Origin of the sequence: Gordonia sp. NPDC003585 (assembly GCF_040610755.1) — a bacterium.
GTDB lineage: Bacteria > Actinomycetota > Actinomycetes > Mycobacteriales > Mycobacteriaceae > Gordonia.
In genome coordinates, this window is record NZ_JBEXMX010000099.1 from 1 (window position 1) to 17,794 (window position 17,794).

Below are 17,794 nucleotides of genomic sequence, written 5' to 3' on the forward strand. Positions count from 1 at the left end.
ACCAGCATCTCGGGAGGCCCGCCCTCTCCGGCGGAGCCACACGGGGTGGGGAATTCAGATGAGCATCACTGGGGAATTTCGATGAGCGCCGTCAGTCGCGAGATACCTTGAGCCGCTGCGTCACCATCGCCAATGATGCGACGATGCCGCCGATGAGAAGAAGTGCCACAGACACCCCGAGAAGGCGAAGTTCGAGCTGCGAGGATTGCGACGATTTGTATTCGTTGAGTGCGACGACCGCTGCGATCGCCGAGAAGCATGCAGTGACCATCTGTTTGGCGAAGGCAACGACGGTGGTGTTCTCGGCGGCTTGCAGTTGCGCTACGAGCTTGACCTGTCGCTTATCGTCGCTGCCGAGAGGTTCAGTGTCTAACTGATCTACTTCAGACATCCCTCACCGCCTCAACCTTGAATGGCCGCGCCCGGCCGGGCGGTGGCCTGAACGTCGCCACGAGCTCTTTGCCGTCGACGGGGCATCGATACCTGAGCTTTGTGCGTCCGGCGGGAGCCGAACCGAAGGTTCCACCCGCGGAGCCCACCACGAGGACGTGGGTGTGTTCTTCGCCGTTTCGGCATCTCACGCTAATCTCAAAGGGCTAACTGGATTTCATCACGACATCCCCGTCTGTGCTGGTGGACAAATCGGTGGCCAGATTTACCGTAACGCAGGTGGCGTGGCATTCGGCTGCACGTAGGTTCCGTGAATGACCATCGTCAGGAGAAAATCAACCGCCCGATCTCGACGGCTGTCTGTTGTATCTGTGGCGTCTCGGATCTCGCGCCGTGCGCGGCGAGAATGCCTCCGCCGGTGCTATGGAACACAACGCCGTTCGAGTGCGCGGTCGCGAAACAGACCACGGCGATCACGAGGAAGATGAGACCGAGGACGATCACGAACCGACCGAGTTCCGAGTAGCTGCTGAAAAAGAAGAACAGTGCCATCCCCAGAGAAGAGAGTCCGTACAGGACGCGTCTCGTCGACGTCGCACTGCCACTGGTGACATTCGAGATATGGCGTAGCGGAGCCTCTTCCAGCAGGTAGCCGCTGGGGATGACGCCGAACAGTTGGTGTGGACGGTGCACCATCACGCGGCGATCGGTGATGGTCACCGTCGTCTTGAGGTGCGTGAGGATCATGTGCGGCGTGAATTGTGTTTGAAATCGGACGCTTTCGCCCATGACGAGCGGGGTTTGGATGGGTGCGGTCATCGTCTCTGCCTTTCGGGGTGGTGGCTCACGAGATGTAGACGGTGGTTCCTTCGGGTGAGGAGGTGTCGCTGATGTACTTGCCGAAGCAGTGGTCGCGGTCGAAGCCTTGCTGCACGCACCAGGCGGCGGCCGCGGCGCCCGACGCAAAGGTCTGCTCGGTCACCGTGATCCACCAGTTGTTCACGGTGAACACTGGCCATTCGTTGCTCCAGAGGAGTCGCGTTCCGCCGAAGCGCGCGTTCAGGGCTGCGAACTCGTCGAGGATGTCGGTGTACTGCCACGTCTTACCGTCGGTGAAGAGGCCTGGCTGTTTGGCGCTGAGTTGGGCATGCCATCGGTTGTTGCCGCTCCCGAGGATCACCGGCCGATAGTGCGTGACCTGCGCCCGAAGGCTCTGCCCCGATGCCTGTTCCGGGCTCGCACCAGCCGGCACGTAGGTGGCATCGGGTTTTAGGCTGACAGCGGCGTACTCGGTGGCCGACTGAACCTGGGGGACGCTGTCCATGCCGACAGTATCGACAGTCGTCGTGAGGGCAGACGGCTCGATGGTGTCAGGCAGCGCGTAGAAGCTGCCCGGCGGGAAAGTGAACGTGATCGACCGTCGCTGGCCGTCCGACGGCGGAATCCCGACGGGCTTGACCGACAGATCGAAGCTCCCTGCAGCCACCAGACCCGTCGGCGAATTCACGACGACCCGCGTCGCCGAGTTCGACAGCACATCCCCGGTATCGCACGAACTCGACGCCGACGTCGTGACCGCCAGGCCGGCGTCGGTGAGCGCAGTGGATACGACGGTGAGGTTCGGGGGAGTGCTGCACGTTGTGTACGTGTCCGGCATCGACGGTTGGCCCGCGGCATTGCGGTCCGATTGGTCGTCCTTGGCCCCGCCGCCGAACAGCAGCCACGCGACGACGGCTACGGCGATCACCAGCACCACGGCTGCGGCGCTCAGGCCGATCAGTGCACCCGACCGAGGCGCGGGTGCCGGCGCGGGTTGCGGCCAGCCAGTCGGTGGCGACGGATAAGGAGTCGGCTGGGCATAGTGGTATGACGCAGAAGGTGGCATCGCGGGCGGTGGCCGCACAACAGCCTCGGTCCGCTGATCTTCGACGAAGGGCGCGACGGTGGTCTCTTTCGTGAGCGACACCGTGGAATTGTCGTTGCCGATGACAGTCGACGGATCGACGACCGTGGTCACCTCGTCTTCGGTGGGCAGATCGTCGGCCGGCAGCGGTACTGGCGTTGTCTGCTCTGGGCGTTCATTCGGTTGAATGACGGTCGATGTCGAGGAGTTCGACGCTGGGCTCCAGCCCATCCAGTCGAGTGTCAGGCGTGACGGCCTACTCGAATCACCATGCACTGCATTATTGTCCGCATCAGTACCCATGGCCGTTCCTCGGTGCGCGCATGGCGGATCCTGCTTGATCGATGTGGCGGACAGATGCAGGGGAGTATGGCAGGCGTACCGCTCGCATGAGCGAGATCTGACACTGATCGATTGTCTGAATGACAGTCAGGTGAAGATCAACCGTCCGATCTCGACGCCTGACTGTTTGATCTGTGGAAGCTCGGATTTCGATCCACGCGCTGCCAGCACGCCAGTACCGGTGCTATGGAAGAAGACGCCGTTAGAGTGCGCGGTCACGAACAGCGCGATGGCAATCGCGAGCACACCAGGCCGAAGAGAACAGCGAGGACGCCAAGCATCGCGCTGCTCGAGAAGTAGAAGAACGCGAATGCCAGACACATAAGCCCGTACGAGATGTCGCCGTGGATGTCGCACTGCCACTGGCGATTTGCGAGACATGGCGGAGCGGGATCTCGTCCTGCAGATAGCCGCTGGGATGACGCCGAACAACTGATTTGGGTAATGGACGACCACCTGTTGGTCGGTGATCGTCATCGTGGTCTTCAAGTGGTTGAAGATCACGTGCAGCGTGAACTGCGTCTAAAAGCGGACAGCTTCGCCTTCGCGAGGGCGGCGGGCCGAGCGGGTCATCGACTGGCTCTTTCTCGAGTAGTGGAACGCGAAATGCTAAGGCACCCCGAAACGGTATCGTCGTGACACGTGCGCCTGGAGTTCTTGGGGGATGAGAAGCAATGCAAAGCGAAAGTCCTTAGTTGTTCCCACAGCAACGATCTGTCAATGGCCATGTTGAGGTCCCCGCTGGTGGCCAGGTGAAAGTCCCCGCCCTGTGCGGTTTGGTTTAGTGGTTGGGGGCTCCGTTCGGTGGGTCATGCGGTAGGAATCACCGTCGGTGATGACGGTGGTGGCGTGGTGTAGGAGCCGGTCGAGGATGCTGACCGCGGTGGTGTGTTCGGGTAGGAACCGGCCCCATTTCTCGAAGGGCCAGTGGGAGGCGATGGCCAGGGAGCGGCGTTCGTAGGCGCCGGCGACGAGCCGGAACAACAGCTGGGTTCCGGTGTCGTCCAGCGGTGCGAATCCCATTTCATCGACGATGATGAGGTCCTGGCGGAGCAGGGTGTCGATGATTCTGCCGACGGTGTTGTCGGCCATGCCGCGATACAGGGTTTCGACGAGGTCGACGGCGGTGAAGTAGCGCACTTTGTGTCCGGCGTGCACCGAGGCGATCCCGAGTCCGATCAGGGTGTGGCTTTGCCGGTGCCGGCGGGCCCGATGATCGCCAGGTTATGTTGGGCGCGTACCCATTCCAATGATTCCAGGTAGGCGAAGGTGTTCGCCGGTATCGATGAGGCGGCCACATCGAAAGACTCCAACGTTTTGGTGACGGGGAACCCGGCGGCTTTGAGGCGGTTGCGGATGTTGGAGGCGTCTCGGGCGGCGATCTCGGCCTCCACCAGGGTGCGTAGCAGTTCTTCGGGGGTCCAGCGTTGGGTTTTCGCGGGTGCGTGGCCGGTCGCCTTCGGGCTTCTCGGCGCCGCGATCACGGCACTCGTTCTCGAACTGGCCGGCTTCTATCGACCCCGGCTGACTCTCTCGGCTCTCGACGACATGCCGCGGCTGGCCGGGTGGTCGTTGATCACGTCGGGGGTGTTGTTCGCCATCGGCCGTCAGGGCGTCAGCCATGAAAAGGTCGCGCTCTACGCGACGATCGTGTTCGGCGCCTTGCTGGTGGTTCGCGTTGTGTACTACGCGATGGTTCGCCGTCGGCGACGGGCGTCGTCGCACAATCGGCTTCGTGCTGCCATCGTCGGTGGCGGCGTGGTTGCGGTCGAGTTGATCGAGAGCACTCTGGAGCAGCCCGAGCTCGGAGTGGACGTGGTATTGGCGGTCAGCGACGACCCGATGCCGGAATTGTCCGGTACTGGTGTGCCGATCGAGTCGGGTGTCACCGAGATCCGAAAGTTGGCCATTGCCAACGATCTCGATGCGGTGATCGTCTCGTTCAGCTGCTTCCCGGACTCGCGGCTGGTGGGACCATTACGTGAGTGTGACGAACTGGACTGCGAGATATTCCTTGTGCCTAGGCTTTTCGAGATGGTCTCGCTGTCGTGGGAGATGGATCGAATCCACACGATTCCCCTGATCCGGATGCGTCGAGACGCACTGCGCACCTGGTCGTGGAAGGTGAAGCGCATCTTCGACGTCGTGGTGGTGGCCACCGCCCTGTTCTTGCTGAGCCCGGTCTTCGCGGCGACCGCTCTCGCCGTCTACCTCAGCGATCCGGACGCCCCGATCATCTTTCGTCAGAAGCGAATCGGCCGCGGTGGCCGACTGTTCGACGTCCTCAAGTTCCGGTCGATGCGACCCATCGAAGCCGGTGTTTCCGATGCGGAATGGCAACCCAGCGAGGCCGATCGGATCGGGCGCGTCGGGCGAGTCATTCGGAAGACCTCCCTCGACGAACTGCCGCAGCTGTGGAATGTGTTGCGCGGCGACATGTCGCTCGTCGGGCCACGCCCAGAGCGTCCACACTTCGTCGAACAGTTCGAGACCTCCATCCCCAGCTATCGCGACCGGCACCGGGTGGGTGTCGGACTCACCGGCTGGGCGGCCATTCACGGGCTCCGCGGCGACACCAGCATCGAAGACCGTGCGCTCTACGACAACTTCTACATCGAGAACTGGAGTGTGTGGCTCGATGTCAAAATTCTGATCCGAACAGTTGGATCAGTGTTGCGCGGCACCGGCAGTTGAGCCTCGGTTGCACCCGCCTGCAGGGGTTGGTCGGTTATGATCCGCCGCATGACGGCAACGGTCGGGAACAGCGACGACATCGTGCTGTCGGTCGCGATCGATCCGATGCGTTGCGCGGTGACGGCCTACGGCCGAGAAGCGGTGGTCTTTGCGGCCGGCCAGGTCATCGACCGGATCTATCGAGGGTTCGGAGTCGAAGCCGAGTTCGTGCGTCGTTCGTCGCTGGAGTGCCAGATTCGAATCGGCGGCCATCCCGACAGAGCCGAATTCATTAGGAAGGCAAATGGAATCCTCGGCGCGCACGTGGTCGAGACCCGCGAACACACCTACTTCATCGAGACGTGCATCGGTGTGGCGATCGGTGCCGATTTTCCTTCGGGGCCGACGGCGGACAACCTAGTCGAGTACGCCGACGCCGCGTTGTGTTCGGCGCTCAGTCGCCGGTTCATCGTGGCGTATGCGGGGCCGACGGTCGCCGAGTCGGTGCGCGGCGATGTCGACCTGGCCTGCCGAATGAAACTCTCGGACGACGAGGACTTCTTCGTGGTCTACCAACCGCTGGTGGACCTGCCGGATCGGCGCGTCCTGGGCTATGAATCCTTGCTGCGGTGGCGAACTCCTGAAGGGATCGTATCGCCGGACGTGTTCATGTCGGTCGCTGAGAGCACCTCGATGATCGTGGGGCTCGGGCGGCGCTCGATTCGTGAAGCGGTGAGTGCGCTCGCGACAGACATCACCCCGCGACACGGTCCGGACGCGTTCATCAGTATCAACTTGTCGACCCAGCAGCTCTACGACCAAGGCATCGCTGACTATGTCGTCGGACTCGTCGACGAGTTTGGCATTCGCGCGCAACAGATTTGGATCGAAATTCGCGAGAACGAGGTCATCAACCTCGATTCGATCGCGGCAGATGCGATCGAGCAGTTGCACTTGGCGGGATGTCGTATCTGTGTCGACGATCTCGGTTCGGGCTTCTCGGCGTTGAGTTACCTGCGTGATCTACCGGTGGACGTGCTCAAGGTCGACCGGTCGCTGATCGCCCGTCTCGTCGATGACGCGGGCATCAATCGTGCTGTGGTGCAGGCGATTTGCGACATGGCACGGGCCGCGGGAATCCAGACCGTGGCCGAAGGTGTCGAGGACGCGGCCCTACTGCCCGAATTGGCGTCCCTCGGATTCGACGTCGGGCAGGGCTTTTTGTTCGGCCGTCCTGCGGACTCGCCGTCTGCGTGACTTTTCGTCAGTAGTAGTACGGGAACGCATCCCAGTCGGGAGATCGTTTCTGCAGGAACGCGTCTCGTCCCTCGACGGCCTCGTCGGTCATGTACGCCAATCGGGTCGCTTCGCCCGCGAAGACCTGTTGGCCCATCAGCCCGTCGTCGGTGAGGTTGAAGGCGAACTTCAACATGCGTTGTGCGGTAGGGGATTTCCCGTTGATCTTGCGTCCCCAATCGATGGCGGTCTGCTCGAGGTCGGCGTGGTCGACGACGCGATTGACCGCGCCCATGCGGTGCATGGTCTCGGCGTCGTAGGCCTCGCCGAGGAAGAAGATCTCACGCGCGAACTTCTGGCCGACCTGCTTGGCGAGGTACGCGCTGCCGTATCCGGCGTCGAAGGAGCCGACGTCGGCGTCGGTCTGCTTGAAGCGGGCGTGCTCGCGCGAGGCGAGGGTGAGGTCGCAGACGACGTGCAAGGAGTGTCCGCCGCCGGCCGCCCAGCCGTTGACGACGGCGATGACGACCTTGGGCATGGTGCGGATCAGGCGCTGGACCTCGAGGATGTGCAGGCGTCCGCCCTCGGCTTTGACGCGGGCCTCGTCGACGGTGTCGGCGGTTGCCGCGGCGACGTCGTCGTCGTGGGTGGTCGAGTACTGGTAGCCGGAGCGTCCGCGGATGCGTTGGTCGCCGCCGCTGCAGAATGCCCAGCCGCCGTCTTTGGGGCTGGGGCCGTTGCCGGTGAGGAGGATGGTGCCGACGTCGGGGGAGCGGCGCGCGTGGTCGAAGGTGCGGTACAGCTCGTCGACGGTGTGCGGGCGGAACGCGTTGCGGACTTCGGGGCGGTCGAAGGCGATGCGGACGATGCCGTTGGCCCGACCCTCGCCGACGTGGCGGTGATAGGTGATGTCGGTGAGGTCGGCGAAACCGGGGACCACCGCCCACTGGGTTGCATCGAACGGGTTCGGGCTGGTCGCGTCGGTCATGAACTCACCCTAATGCTCCAGTATCGGGCGCGGGAAACCGCAGGTGAAGCCGTCAATCCTTTGTTCGGACGACTTCTTTCTGGCACCCTGGACTGCGTGAGTACCTGGGCGATCGTGCTGGTCGTCGTGGCGGCGTGGATCGTCGTCTCCATCGTGGTGGCGCTCGTCGTCGCCCGGGCCATCAAGATTCGCGACGAGAAGGAGCGCGGCCCGAGCTTTGTGCCGGACTACGTGCCCGACGACGCGCCTTCACGCGGCCCCGGAACGGACGGCTGAGCGCCTCTTATACGGTTGAGCGGTGAGCGACGCGAACGATGCCCCCGCCGAAGTCGAGGATCCCCACGAGGGAGGCTTCCGTGCGCACACCGCGATCACCACGACGCGTGGCGGCCCGCGATACGCAGAGTTCAGCGAACAGGTGCGCGCGCTCATGGACAACGCGCGCTACGCGTGCCCCGAGGAGGGGCTCACCGACGAACTGATCGATGAGCTCGCCGCGATCAACGCGAAGCTTGCCGCCGTCCGGATCGACGAGTGGCATTCGCCGGCCGGCACCCGCATCGACCTCCCGTCGCGCGGCAACATCACGCTGCCGCCCTACACGGTCGACAGCTACAGCGAAGAAGGTGTGCACGCCACCCTCACATTCCGCGATTTCCACCTCGGCGGCAACAACGCCGCGCACGGCGGACACATCGCGGTCGCCTTCGACGACCTCGCCGGTTTCGCGTCGGCGGTCGCCATCCAGGGCGTCAGCCGCACGGCCTATTTGACCGTGCAGTATCGCTCGATCACGCCGCTGAACAAGCCGCTGCAGTGTCACACCTGGGCCGACAAGATCGATGGCCGCAAGGTGTACCTCAAGGGCACCTTGCACGACGGCGACCGACTGTGCGCCGAGATGGACGGACTTTTCATCAAGCTGAATCCAGGTCAACCGTAAGGGTTTCACGTTCCCGCCGCGATGACACCGGTGACGGGTGCTGGCTGGATAATGCCGTCCGGTGTCCTGAGTGGTGTCATCCGTACGGACTCTTATCGGTTCATTTATGTCCCCGGAATGGGGGACTCGTTGTTCGGATTTGTAGTTAGGCGACGAAAGTAGTTCGCGGGGAACGTCTTTCGTTTTCGGAAATTGGTCCGAACGGGCGACATTGCCGGTACTCAATCGATCGTTGGTTCCTGCTAACTTCTGAGTCACCCGATCTCCTGGGAACCTCTCTCGACCGAATCGTTGGGGCCTTTCATGACGAAGTCGTCTGTTCGGAAATTCACTCGTACTCGCCGCATCGTGGCGTCGTCAGGGATCGCGGCCGCCCTGTTGGCCGTCGCTCCGGTGGCCGTCTCGGCTGCGGAGGATTCGCCCAGCGGATCGCCCTCGGGGAGCGACTCCTCCTCGGAGTCCGCTGATTCACAACAAGATTCGAGCTCCAAGACCGACGACGACGGCGACTCGGCGAATAAGGATGACGACGGTGATTCGCCGAAGAAGGACGACGCCGGCAACGAGTCCGGTTCTCCGGGTTCTCCGTCCGGCGACAAAGAACACGGTGATGAGAATGCAGATGACGAGGCCGAACCGGCCGAGAAGTCCGAGACTCCGCCCGAGAACACCACCGCTCCCAAGGTTGCGGAGACCACGCCCGACGTGACGCAAACCGAGGTCACCACCCCCGCTCGTCGGACGCCCTCGCTATTGCCTCGCCCGCACAAGACCTACACCGTGCCCGGTCTCTCCACACCTGATCACGATCGTGACTCCGGCGATGCACCGCCGAAGTCACGGAAGGTTGCTGATCCGGTGGACGTCGCGGCGCCGGTGGTTGCTGCGACGCCCGCCGTCGCTCCCGTTGGATTGGATCTTGGTGAGTCCAAGTCCGAAACCGATTACATCACAGCGCTTCCCGTCAAGGTGAAAGACGGCAAGGACGGAATCCTGAGCGCGTTCACCAGCGCAACGGGCAAGGGCGGATTGATCCTGCTGAACCAGAGCGCGGTGGTTCTCGGTGTGTTGAACCGGCGGTCGCGGGGTGATGGCTCGGACTACCTCGGTATCCTCGGACCGGGTGAGAGATTGACGCTGCCGACGCAGGTCGTGGCCACCGGGTCGTTGGGTAAGCACACCTGGGACGACGAAGCAGACGGCGTCGAACTGAACGAGCCTGTGGTGCAGTCGTTCTTGTCGCGGTCGGTAGTGGCGTTCGATGTGGTCGTGCCGGATGCGGTGGATGAGGGAAATCTCTTCTACGACAATGGGGATGCCGACTTCACGCTGATCTCCGGTGCCGAATCCTACGTTCCCAACGCCATCGCGGGTGATCCCGTGGCCGCGGGTGTCACCTACCGGGCGTCGGACGACGGCTCCACGGTCACCATCACCAACAACGGGACGAATCCCATCGCCATCGGTGACAGTGCATCGTCGAGTCCGGGGTCGGTGGTGATCGTCGAACCGGGTGGTAGCGCGGACTTCGCAACGTCGAATACCCAGATTCTCGTTGTACAGGGGCAACGTGTTGGCGCAGATGGCGTCACCCCGGAAGCTGGTGGAACGCCGGTGGTGCTCGGTCAGATCGACGTCGCCGCATCGTCGATCGTCACGACGGCCGAGGCTGTCGAAGACGTCAACGGGAACTCGATTCCCAATGCGGCACTCCAAGACTGGGCGGGCCTGGACCCCGACGACCGATTCCTCGACGGCGCTGACGATCCTGCCCCGACCGAAACTGTCACATTTGAGAGTGCCGATGGAGTCACCTACGAGGTGGCTGAAGATGGCTCGACCATCACCTTCCACAACGACTCCGGCCGCGATATAGGTGTCATTGCGGTCAACCTGGCCAACCAGGGACCGGTTGGTGACGGAATCTACGTGATCGGTGCCGGCGACTCGGCAGTCTTGCCGGTACCCGCGGACGCGACCTATTACATGGTGCAGGCGGACCGAACGACGAGTGGTCCTGTAGTGCTTGGTGCCGTGCTCTCGTTTGATGGGCAGACGGCGAGCCCTCCGTTCGGCGCAAGCCCGCCGATCAAGACCGTGGAGCAGGCGTCCGTGGATCCGGACAATGACTACGTCGACCCGTACGACGCGGACTACGAAGCGGTCCCGACCAACACAACGGTCGCGGACTGGTACCACGAGGGCGTCTACTACTCCCGCGACGACAGTTCGGTCACCATCCACAATGACAGTGACCGATCAGTAGGCGTCGTGGTCACGAGTGGCACCACCTGGCAGTTAGATGTCATTGAGTCGGGCGGTGAGAAGACCTATGTGCCTTCGGGAGTCGACAACCCGACCTTCCTGTATGTGCAGGCACCACGACGAGACGACGGATCGGCGGCACCGTACGGGTACGTCGGGATCAACTTCGACGGCACCACGACGCAGGTTGTCTCCGGCGATCTCAACTCTTCGGACAACATTGCCGCGATGGGAACCAACAAGTGGGTCGACCCGGATCCTTCGAACAACTACTGGGACCCGCGAGACGATGACCCCCTTGCCATTGCGAACTCCGTGTATCCGGCGAACGGTGTTTACGGCTCGCTGGGGGATGTCGGAGTTGCAGCGGACGTCAACCCGGGAACCGGTAGCGTCACCATTTCCAATGACGGCGACGAGAATCTGGTGGTCCTCGTGTACTCACAGGACGGTGAGTACGAATTCGTTCCGCTTCCCGCGGGAGGATCGGGCCAATTCGTGGCAGACACCAGCCACGTCTATCTCGTACAGGGCGCCCGGAACGATATGGGCCAGCCCGTGATTTATGGATTCGTCGGTGCTGGGGCGTCCGGTGTCCAGGTCTTCGACGGCGACGACCTCGTCGGTACTTCCACGCCTACAGGTCATTACACGGGGACCGTTGACTCGACATTGTCAGGCACCATCCAGTACCAGCCGCTCTCGTTGCCGGCGCACGGCACTGTCACGGTTGATCCGCAGACCGGAAACTACCTGTACGTGCCCGGAGACGGTGTCGAGCATGACGCCGCCGGGGACGGGCCGAAGACCGACACGTTCGCAATCCTTGCGCTCGGAAGTTCGGGTGAGTTTCGTGTCATTCCAGTGGTCATTGCGCTCCAGACGACCAACGACAACCCCGAACTCGTGGGCCATGTCGACAACGGATCGTCGGGGACGGTGACGGTGTCCGATGCGGACGGTGACGTGCTGGAGGCCAACTATGGTGAGACTCCCAGCGAGGCCAGCGATGTCGAGTTCTCGTATGACGAGGGATCGACCATCGAGATTCTTTACAACTACACGCCGTCCGCCGAGGTGGCGCATGCGGCGGCGGGCGATGGTCCCAAGACCGATTCGTTCACGATAGTGGTCAGCGACGGCCATGGCGGGACGATCACGATTCCGATCACTGTTGCGATCACTCCGCAGAATGAGAATCCCGTTGCGCCGGAGACTGTGTCGGGTGGTTACACCGGTTCGGTTGCGGGTGCCGATGCTGACGGCGATGCGTTGACGTATGTGGTGTCGGATGCGCCCGAGCATGGGTCGGTGGTGGTCAATGCGGATGGGACGTTCACCTACACGCCGAATGATGGTGTGGCGCACGCGGCTGCGGCGGACGGTCCGTCGTCGGATCAGTTCACAGTGACCGTCGATGACGGGCACGGCGGCACCGATACGAGCGTGGTGACGGTGGCGATCACGCCGGAGAACGAGAATCCGGTGATCGGCAGCATCACCCCGGGCACCGCGGACCCGGTTACCGGCGCAGTGACGTACACGGTTACGACGACCGATGCTGACGGCGACACCGTCGCCTACACGGTGACCGGCGATGGCAGCGGCGGCACCATTGTCAAGAACGATGACGGCACCTTCACCTACACGCCGGACGCGACCCAAACGGCCGGCTATACGGAGAAGGTCACTGTCACGCTGCAAGACGGTCATGCGGGGCAGGCATCGCAGACGTTTGACGTGGTGGTTCCGGAGAAGCAGAAGCCGGAAGAACCGGAGCAGAACTTCTTCGAGCGTGTGTTCGCTGCTATCCAATCTGCGGTGGCGTCGTTCGGCGAGTCGGTGTCGGTTGCGTGGCAAGCGTTCCTCGACTGGCTGATCGGGTTGTTCTCGCAGCAGAACTCGTCCAGCAACAGCTGAGTCAGGATTGGACATCGTCCCCTGAATCAGAGCAGCCGTGGGGTCTATTGGCTCCCGCATCGATGACACCGGTGGGGGCTGTCGACTGGATAGTCCACCCGACGGAGCGAGCCGTGTCATCTGTGCGGACGTCTGGCGGATTCTTGAGTCGGTCGATCACCAGACACGGGGTACTGCACCTGCTCGGTAAGATCTGCTGCTCAGGGGGCCACACCGAGCAGAGGCGAAGGCAATGGCGAAAAGACTGGTCGTGTGCTGTGACGGCACTTGGAACACCTTCGGTCAGAAGCACCCGACCAACGTCAGGAAGGTCGTCGACGCGGTCAAGGTCGGCACGTGTGCGAACGGTGTCGAACAGATCGAGCCACTGTATGTGGCCGGCGTCGGGACCCACTGGTGGAACAAGATCACCGGTGGTGCAGTGGGATTCGGGCTGTCAAAGAACGTCAAAGAGGGCTATCGGGACATCGTCGATGCCTTCGACCCGGGTGACGAGATCTTCCTGTTCGGGTTCAGCCGCGGCGCTTACACGGCGCGGAGCATCGCCGGGTTCATCCGCAACTGCGGAATACTCAAGCGGGAGAACAGAGATCGGGTCGACGAAGCGTTCGCGCTCTATCGCGGCGAGGTGAAGCCGAGCGACCCGGAGGCGGTCGCCTTTCGCGAAAGGTATTCGCACGAGAGCCGGATCCGGTTCATCGGTGTGTGGGACACCGTCGGCTCGCTCGGGATCCCCGTCCTCGGCCGGTCGGACTTCGCCAAGAAGATCAACAAGCGCTGGGAATTCCACGACACCCAGCTGAGCAACTATGTCGACTCCGCCTACCAGGCGCTGGCCATCGACGAGAAACGGAAACCGTTCGAACCGACACTGTGGGTGGCCAGGCCGGACCGGCCGGCCGATCAGGAACTCGAGCAGGTGTGGTTCTCCGGGGTGCACTGCAACATCGGTGGAGGGTATGCGTCGAGCGAGCTCAGCAACATCCCGCTCGTGTGGATGCTGAAACACGCGAAGGAACACGACCTCGAGCTGAACCAGGAGATCGGCGATGCCGAGCGCGTGGGCTCATCGTCGGTGCCCACGATGACGGCGCTTGACCTGATCACCCGATACCTCACCCGGACGAACGCCTTCGCCAAGCTCGACGAGTCCAGGAAGGGATTTTACAAACTCATCGAGCGGGTGGATCGAACGATCGGAAAGGGTTATCCGGAAAGCGAATTCGTGGCGTCGAGCGCCGAGCAGCGAAAAGACGACGATGAGTCTTATCGTCCACGAGGACTTGTCGAATACCTCGACAATGGTGGCCAGGTGAAGGGCGTGGACTACCGCCCCGGCGGCGAGGAGGACGAACACGCGACTTGCGCGGCCAAGTGGTGACGGTCACCAGGCCTTCGAGGCTCGTCGCTTGCGCTCCTCGCACCTCAGGCGGCGGAATTTCGGGAGCGTGAAGTGCCTTTCGCGGATCCAGGCTTAGCGTGTGAGTTCCTCGGCGTCGATGGCGAATCCGGCATCGCGCAGGCGATCGATCAGCGCGTCACCCATGGCGACCGCCGGGGTCAGCACTCCGGCGTGGGCGGGGAGCTTGTCGCGGTCAAGGGCGAGGGCCAGCGCGCTCTCGCCGAGCATCACCGCAGTGGCTTTGTAGCCGGGGTCGCCCTGGGCGCGCATCGTCGAACGGAAGCGGCGCCCGGTAGTGGTGCGGGTATACACATCGGAGACGAAAAAGCCTGCATCCCTGGACTTCTCGGACGGGCCGTTGCCGGGTTTGGGGAGGACGCGGTCGAGGAGTCGGCGGGTGGGTCCGAAGCTCATCGCACCGAAGAACGCGCCGGTGCCGACGCCTACCGCGCCTGCGGCGAGGGTCGACACCCCCGGTATGCTGCCCACGTTCATCGTCTCCGCGTAGTGGAAGTCCTTGCCGTAGGCATTGTGCAGCAACGCATTTGAGCGTCGAACGATGCGGGTGTTGTGGGAGGCCATGAAGAACGGGGCCAGCGTGCCGCGCAGCGACGGATCGACCTTCTTGGCGCTGACGACGCCGATGTCGCTCGGCTCCGACGACAGGCTCGCCTTCGGCACGTCACCAGGGCCGCCGGACAGGGCTTGCGGATTCATGATGAGGCGTCGGACCTGAGCATCTCGGGCCTGCTCGGTGATCACGCGCATCGAGTCGACGGTACCGCCGGAGACACCGCCCTTGAACGAGCGAAGCACGAAGGTGGTGTCGGTCATCTCGCCCGCGTCGTCGTCGGCGACCTTGCGGTACAGCGCGTAGACGCCGAGATCGGAAGGCACCGAATCGAATCCGCAAGAATGGACGATGCGGGCGCCGGAGGCAACGGCGGTGTCGTGCGCCTTGTCGATGGAGTAGCGGACGAAGGGGACCTCGCCGGTGAGGTCGACGTAGTCGGTGCCGGCGGTGGCGGCGGCGACCACCAGCGCCTCGCCGTACTTGAGGTACGGGCCGACGGTGGTGCAGACGACGCGGGTGCGGGCGCACAGGGCGTCGAGCGCGGCAGGCGACGACGAATCGGCGACGATGAGCGGCCACGACTGGGCGCGTTCGGGCAGGCGCTTGCGCACCGTCGCGAGTTTGGTCTCGTTGCGTCCGGCGAGGGCGATCTTGGTGCCGATCGGTGCATGGTCGGCCAGATAGCGGGCGGTGAGTTCACCGACGAAGCCGGTGGCGCCGTAGACGACGACGTCGAACTCGCGGGCGGACTGTGGTTGCGATGCTTCCCCGGTCATGGTCGCGAGCCTACCTGTCGGCTGTGGCGACGGTCACTCCTGTCCGCGTCGTAGGTAGCGGGCGGCGGCACGGGCTGCGAATGGTGCCACGAACAGCATCAACAGGACCCGCAGGATCTGCGCGGCGACCACGAAGGCGACGTTGCCGCCGGCCGCCGTCGCGGCGGCGAGGACGGCGTAGATGCCACCCGGGGTGGTCGCGAGATAGCAGTCGTACATGGACTCGCCGGTCCACCACGACAGCAGCACACCCAGCAGCGCGCAGCCCACGCCGATCGCGAGGATCAGTACCAACGCGAACGGCAGGACGCGTCCGATCGCGCGAAGCCGGGGAAGCGTGAAACCAAGGCCGGCCTGCCAACCGATCACCGCGTAGGCGATGGTCAGCAGCATCGGCGACACCGCGGCGTCGCCCGCGATCCCGGTGAGTTCGGCGATGGTGGCCAACGCCATCGGAGTGAGGAGCGCGCCGGCGGGTACATGCAGCAGACGGCCCAGCGGGATGCCGACACCCATGCACACGGCGAGCAGCAGCAGACCCCAGGCTTGGTCGGTCCAGCTCGGTGTTTCCGTGGTGACCGCCGATGAGGACTGGCCGAACACGAGCGACGCGACCAGCGGGATCGACACGGTGACCAGGGCGACGCGCAGGTACTGGATGACCGCGACCATCCGCTCGTCGCCGCCGAGTTCACGCGTCACCACAACCAGGCCCGACGCCCCTCCCGCGACGAGTGCGAGCGAACCGGTCAGCGGGTCCACCTGCTTGTGCAGACCCAGGAGCGCACCCCCGGCCACCGACAACGCCAGGGTGCCGACGCCGATGATCAGAACCGGGAACCATGCGGAGCCGAGGCCGGAGAGGGTGTCGGTGTCGGCGATGGTGCCGATATACACGCCGAGCACGCCCTGCGCGGCCAGAACGTATCGGCGGGGGATGACGGGGGCGTCGGGGTCGTCGGGAGTCTCGGGGCTGGTGGCGCGGGGTCGGGGTGCGAGTCCCGCGATGGCCAGGACACCGGCGATCACCAAGCCGGCGAAGAGAGCCGCGGCGTCGACGTCGAAGAGTTCCAGAAGGTAGGTGGCGGCTGCGGTGAGGAGAGCGAGAAGCAGCCAGCGACGCATTGGTGCCAGGGTAGTGGTGGGTTTGGGTGATCTCGACACGGTGCCTCGCTGCGCTCGGTACCGGCTCGATCAGCGGGTGGGCGGCTCGATCAGCGGGTGGGTGGCTCGATCAGCGTGGGGTGGCGACCCCGCGGCTCATCGCGTTCGACGACTTGGCGGCGTGCGGTTGGTAGAAGGTGTCGAGGTGGTCGACGACGAAGCCGGCGTCGGTGAGGATCTGCGGGATGTCGCGATTGAGGTGGCAACCGCCGGCGAGACGCTGCTGGAGGGGGTCGAGGCGGTGCTGCCAGCGTCGGACCTTCTCGTCGGGTGCGAGTCCGTGTTCGAGAAAGTGAAGTGTGCCACCGGGTTTCAGGACTCGTCGGACCTCGGCGAGGGCGAGCGGCAGATCGGGGATGGTGCACAGCGTATACGTCGACAGCGCGCAGTCGAAGGTGTCGTCGTCGAAGGGGAGATGTTCGCCGTCGAGCCCGGAGCGTTCGATGTGGATCGGCGACGCGGACACGCGGTCGTGGGCGAGTTTCCACCCCAGATCCGACGGTTCGACGGCGTCGACCCGGGTCACCGCGCCGGGGTAGGACTCGACGTTGTGACCACTACCGAAACCGAGTTCGACGACCCGCCCGTGTAACCCCTCGCACGCACGATCGCGGGAGGGTCGGATCGCGCCGATGCCGCAGACCAGGTTGATCAGTCGCGGCAGGACATGCGTGTCGTAGAAGCCCATCGATCTCAGCCTAGGGTGAAGGGATGAATCCCTCGACATTGCAGGCCCGGGTCATCGTCGACGAGATGATCCGTGGCGGCGTTCGGGATGCGGTGCTGTGCCCGGGGTCGCGGAATGCGCCGCTGGCATTCGCGCTGCACGCCGCCGACACCGCGGGACGGCTGCGGCTGCATGTGCGGATCGACGAGCGGTCGGCGGGGTTCCTCGCGCTGGGGCTGGCGGTGGCGTCGGGCCAGCCGGTGCCGATCGTCATGACCAGCGGAACCGCGGTCGCCAACATGAGTCCGGCAGTCTTCGAGGCGAATTATGCGCGGGTGCCGTTGGTGGTGGTCAGCGCGAATCGGCCGTATGAGCTTCTGGGGTCGGGCGCCAATCAGACCGTCGAACAGTTCGGTATTTTCGGCACGCAGGTGCGCGCGGCGATCAGCCTGGGCCTGGCCGAACAGGACCTCGACACCAACAGTCAGTGGCGCTCGGCGGTGGGGCGTGTCCTGGCCGCCGCCCGCGGCGCCCGGACCGGCAACGCGGGA

The 17,794-nt window shown here is 63.9% G+C and carries 15 protein-coding genes and 1 pseudogene; 7 read left to right on the forward strand and 9 right to left on the reverse strand.

Annotation, left to right across the window (positions count from 1 at the left end; translation table 11 throughout):
* Nucleotides 1-91: 91 nt before the first annotated feature.
* The 5 genes and pseudogenes from ABZW74_RS21215 to istB form a co-directional block, all read right to left on the reverse strand.
* Nucleotides 92-391, reverse strand: a complete 300-nt coding sequence (locus tag ABZW74_RS21215) for a hypothetical protein (protein WP_355279122.1) — start codon at nt 389-391, stop codon at nt 92-94.
* Between the two features lie 323 nt (nt 392-714).
* Nucleotides 715-1,209 (reverse strand): hypothetical protein, encoded by a 495-nt coding sequence (locus ABZW74_RS21220; RefSeq protein WP_240859680.1) that lies wholly within the window; start codon nt 1,207-1,209, stop codon nt 715-717.
* Between the two features lie 25 nt (nt 1,210-1,234).
* A complete protein-coding gene (locus ABZW74_RS21225; RefSeq protein ID WP_355279125.1) occupies nt 1,235-2,524 on the reverse strand; it encodes a hypothetical protein in 1,290 nt (429 codons plus the stop codon).
* 198 nt (nt 2,525-2,722) lie between these two features.
* Entirely contained in the window at nt 2,723-3,112 is a 390-nt protein-coding gene (locus ABZW74_RS21230) for a hypothetical protein (RefSeq protein WP_355279128.1), read from the reverse strand.
* Nucleotides 3,113-3,352: 240 nt separating this feature from the next.
* Nucleotides 3,353-4,074, reverse strand: a pseudogene (gene istB, locus ABZW74_RS21235) (IS21-like element helper ATPase IstB); the annotation flags it as partial.
* On the opposite strand from istB, the gene ABZW74_RS21240 reads away from it, so the two are divergent.
* On the forward strand, nt 4,034-5,329 hold the full coding sequence (locus tag ABZW74_RS21240) for a sugar transferase (RefSeq protein WP_355279131.1): 1,296 nt from the start codon (nt 4,034-4,036) through the stop codon (nt 5,327-5,329). The pseudogene istB and the gene ABZW74_RS21240 sit on opposite strands and share 41 nt — an antisense overlap.
* Nucleotides 5,330-5,377: 48 nt before the next feature.
* On the forward strand, nt 5,378-6,565 hold the full coding sequence (locus ABZW74_RS21245; RefSeq protein WP_355279134.1) for an EAL domain-containing protein: 1,188 nt from the start codon (nt 5,378-5,380) through the stop codon (nt 6,563-6,565).
* Nucleotides 6,566-6,572: 7 nt separating this feature from the next.
* On the opposite strand, the gene ABZW74_RS21250 is transcribed toward ABZW74_RS21245, so the two are convergent.
* Entirely contained in the window at nt 6,573-7,532 is a 960-nt protein-coding gene (locus ABZW74_RS21250; protein WP_355279137.1) for a 1,4-dihydroxy-2-naphthoyl-CoA synthase, read from the reverse strand.
* A 96-nt stretch (nt 7,533-7,628) separates the two neighbouring features.
* Between ABZW74_RS21250 and ABZW74_RS21255 the strand changes: the two genes are divergently transcribed.
* From ABZW74_RS21255 to ABZW74_RS21270, 4 genes are all read left to right on the forward strand, one after another.
* Nucleotides 7,629-7,808: a hypothetical protein gene (locus tag ABZW74_RS21255; protein ID WP_355279140.1), complete on the forward strand. Its 180-nt coding sequence runs from the start codon at nt 7,629-7,631 to the stop codon at nt 7,806-7,808.
* Between the two features lie 22 nt (nt 7,809-7,830).
* On the forward strand, nt 7,831-8,475 hold the full coding sequence (locus ABZW74_RS21260) for a PaaI family thioesterase (RefSeq protein ID WP_355279143.1): 645 nt from the start codon (nt 7,831-7,833) through the stop codon (nt 8,473-8,475).
* 348 nt (nt 8,476-8,823) lie between these two features.
* A complete protein-coding gene (locus tag ABZW74_RS21265; RefSeq protein WP_355279146.1) occupies nt 8,824-12,660 on the forward strand; it encodes an Ig-like domain-containing protein in 3,837 nt (1,278 codons plus the stop codon).
* Nucleotides 12,661-12,892: 232 nt separating this feature from the next.
* Complete coding sequence (locus ABZW74_RS21270) at nt 12,893-14,041, forward strand: DUF2235 domain-containing protein (RefSeq protein WP_355279149.1); 1,149 nt, start codon at nt 12,893-12,895, stop codon at nt 14,039-14,041.
* A 93-nt stretch (nt 14,042-14,134) separates the two neighbouring features.
* Here ABZW74_RS21270 and ABZW74_RS21275 read toward each other — a convergent pair whose 3' ends face one another.
* The 3 genes from ABZW74_RS21275 to ABZW74_RS21285 form a co-directional block, all read right to left on the reverse strand.
* Nucleotides 14,135-15,412: a saccharopine dehydrogenase NADP-binding domain-containing protein gene (locus ABZW74_RS21275; protein WP_240860063.1), complete on the reverse strand. Its 1,278-nt coding sequence runs from the start codon at nt 15,410-15,412 to the stop codon at nt 14,135-14,137.
* A 33-nt stretch (nt 15,413-15,445) separates the two neighbouring features.
* Nucleotides 15,446-16,537, reverse strand: a complete 1,092-nt coding sequence (locus ABZW74_RS21280) for an AbrB family transcriptional regulator (RefSeq protein ID WP_240860064.1) — start codon at nt 16,535-16,537, stop codon at nt 15,446-15,448.
* A gap of 109 nt (nt 16,538-16,646) precedes the next feature.
* Nucleotides 16,647-17,264 carry a methyltransferase domain-containing protein gene (locus tag ABZW74_RS21285; RefSeq protein WP_355279152.1) on the reverse strand — a complete coding sequence of 206 codons (618 nt, stop codon included), beginning with the start codon at nt 17,262-17,264 and terminating at the stop codon, nt 16,647-16,649.
* Nucleotides 17,265-17,287: 23 nt separating this feature from the next.
* On the opposite strand from ABZW74_RS21285, the gene ABZW74_RS21290 reads away from it, so the two are divergent.
* On the forward strand, nt 17,288-17,794 hold a 507-nt coding region (locus ABZW74_RS21290), incomplete at its 3' end, for a thiamine pyrophosphate-binding protein (protein WP_355279155.1).

What these genes read in the sequence shown, in the direction of transcription:
- ABZW74_RS21215 (WP_355279122.1), bottom strand. Translation starts at nt 391, where the DNA reads ATGTCTGAAGTAGATCAGTTAGACACTGAACCTCTCGGCAGCGACGAT.
- ABZW74_RS21220 (WP_240859680.1), bottom strand. Translation starts at nt 1,209, where the DNA reads ATGACCGCACCCATCCAAACCCCGCTCGTCATGGGCGAAAGCGTCCGA.
- ABZW74_RS21225 (WP_355279125.1), bottom strand. Translation starts at nt 2,524, where the DNA reads ATGGGCTGGAGCCCAGCGTCGAACTCCTCGACATCGACCGTCATTCAA.
- ABZW74_RS21230 (WP_355279128.1), bottom strand. Translation starts at nt 3,112, where the DNA reads ATGACGATCACCGACCAACAGGTGGTCGTCCATTACCCAAATCAGTTG.
- ABZW74_RS21245 (WP_355279134.1), top strand. Translation starts at nt 5,378, where the DNA reads ATGACGGCAACGGTCGGGAACAGCGACGACATCGTGCTGTCGGTCGCG.
- ABZW74_RS21250 (WP_355279137.1), bottom strand. Translation starts at nt 7,532, where the DNA reads ATGACCGACGCGACCAGCCCGAACCCGTTCGATGCAACCCAGTGGGCG.
- ABZW74_RS21270 (WP_355279149.1), top strand. Translation starts at nt 12,893, where the DNA reads ATGGCGAAAAGACTGGTCGTGTGCTGTGACGGCACTTGGAACACCTTC.
- ABZW74_RS21275 (WP_240860063.1), bottom strand. Translation starts at nt 15,412, where the DNA reads ATGACCGGGGAAGCATCGCAACCACAGTCCGCCCGCGAGTTCGACGTC.
- ABZW74_RS21280 (WP_240860064.1), bottom strand. Translation starts at nt 16,537, where the DNA reads ATGCGTCGCTGGCTGCTTCTCGCTCTCCTCACCGCAGCCGCCACCTAC.
- ABZW74_RS21285 (WP_355279152.1), bottom strand. Translation starts at nt 17,264, where the DNA reads ATGGGCTTCTACGACACGCATGTCCTGCCGCGACTGATCAACCTGGTC.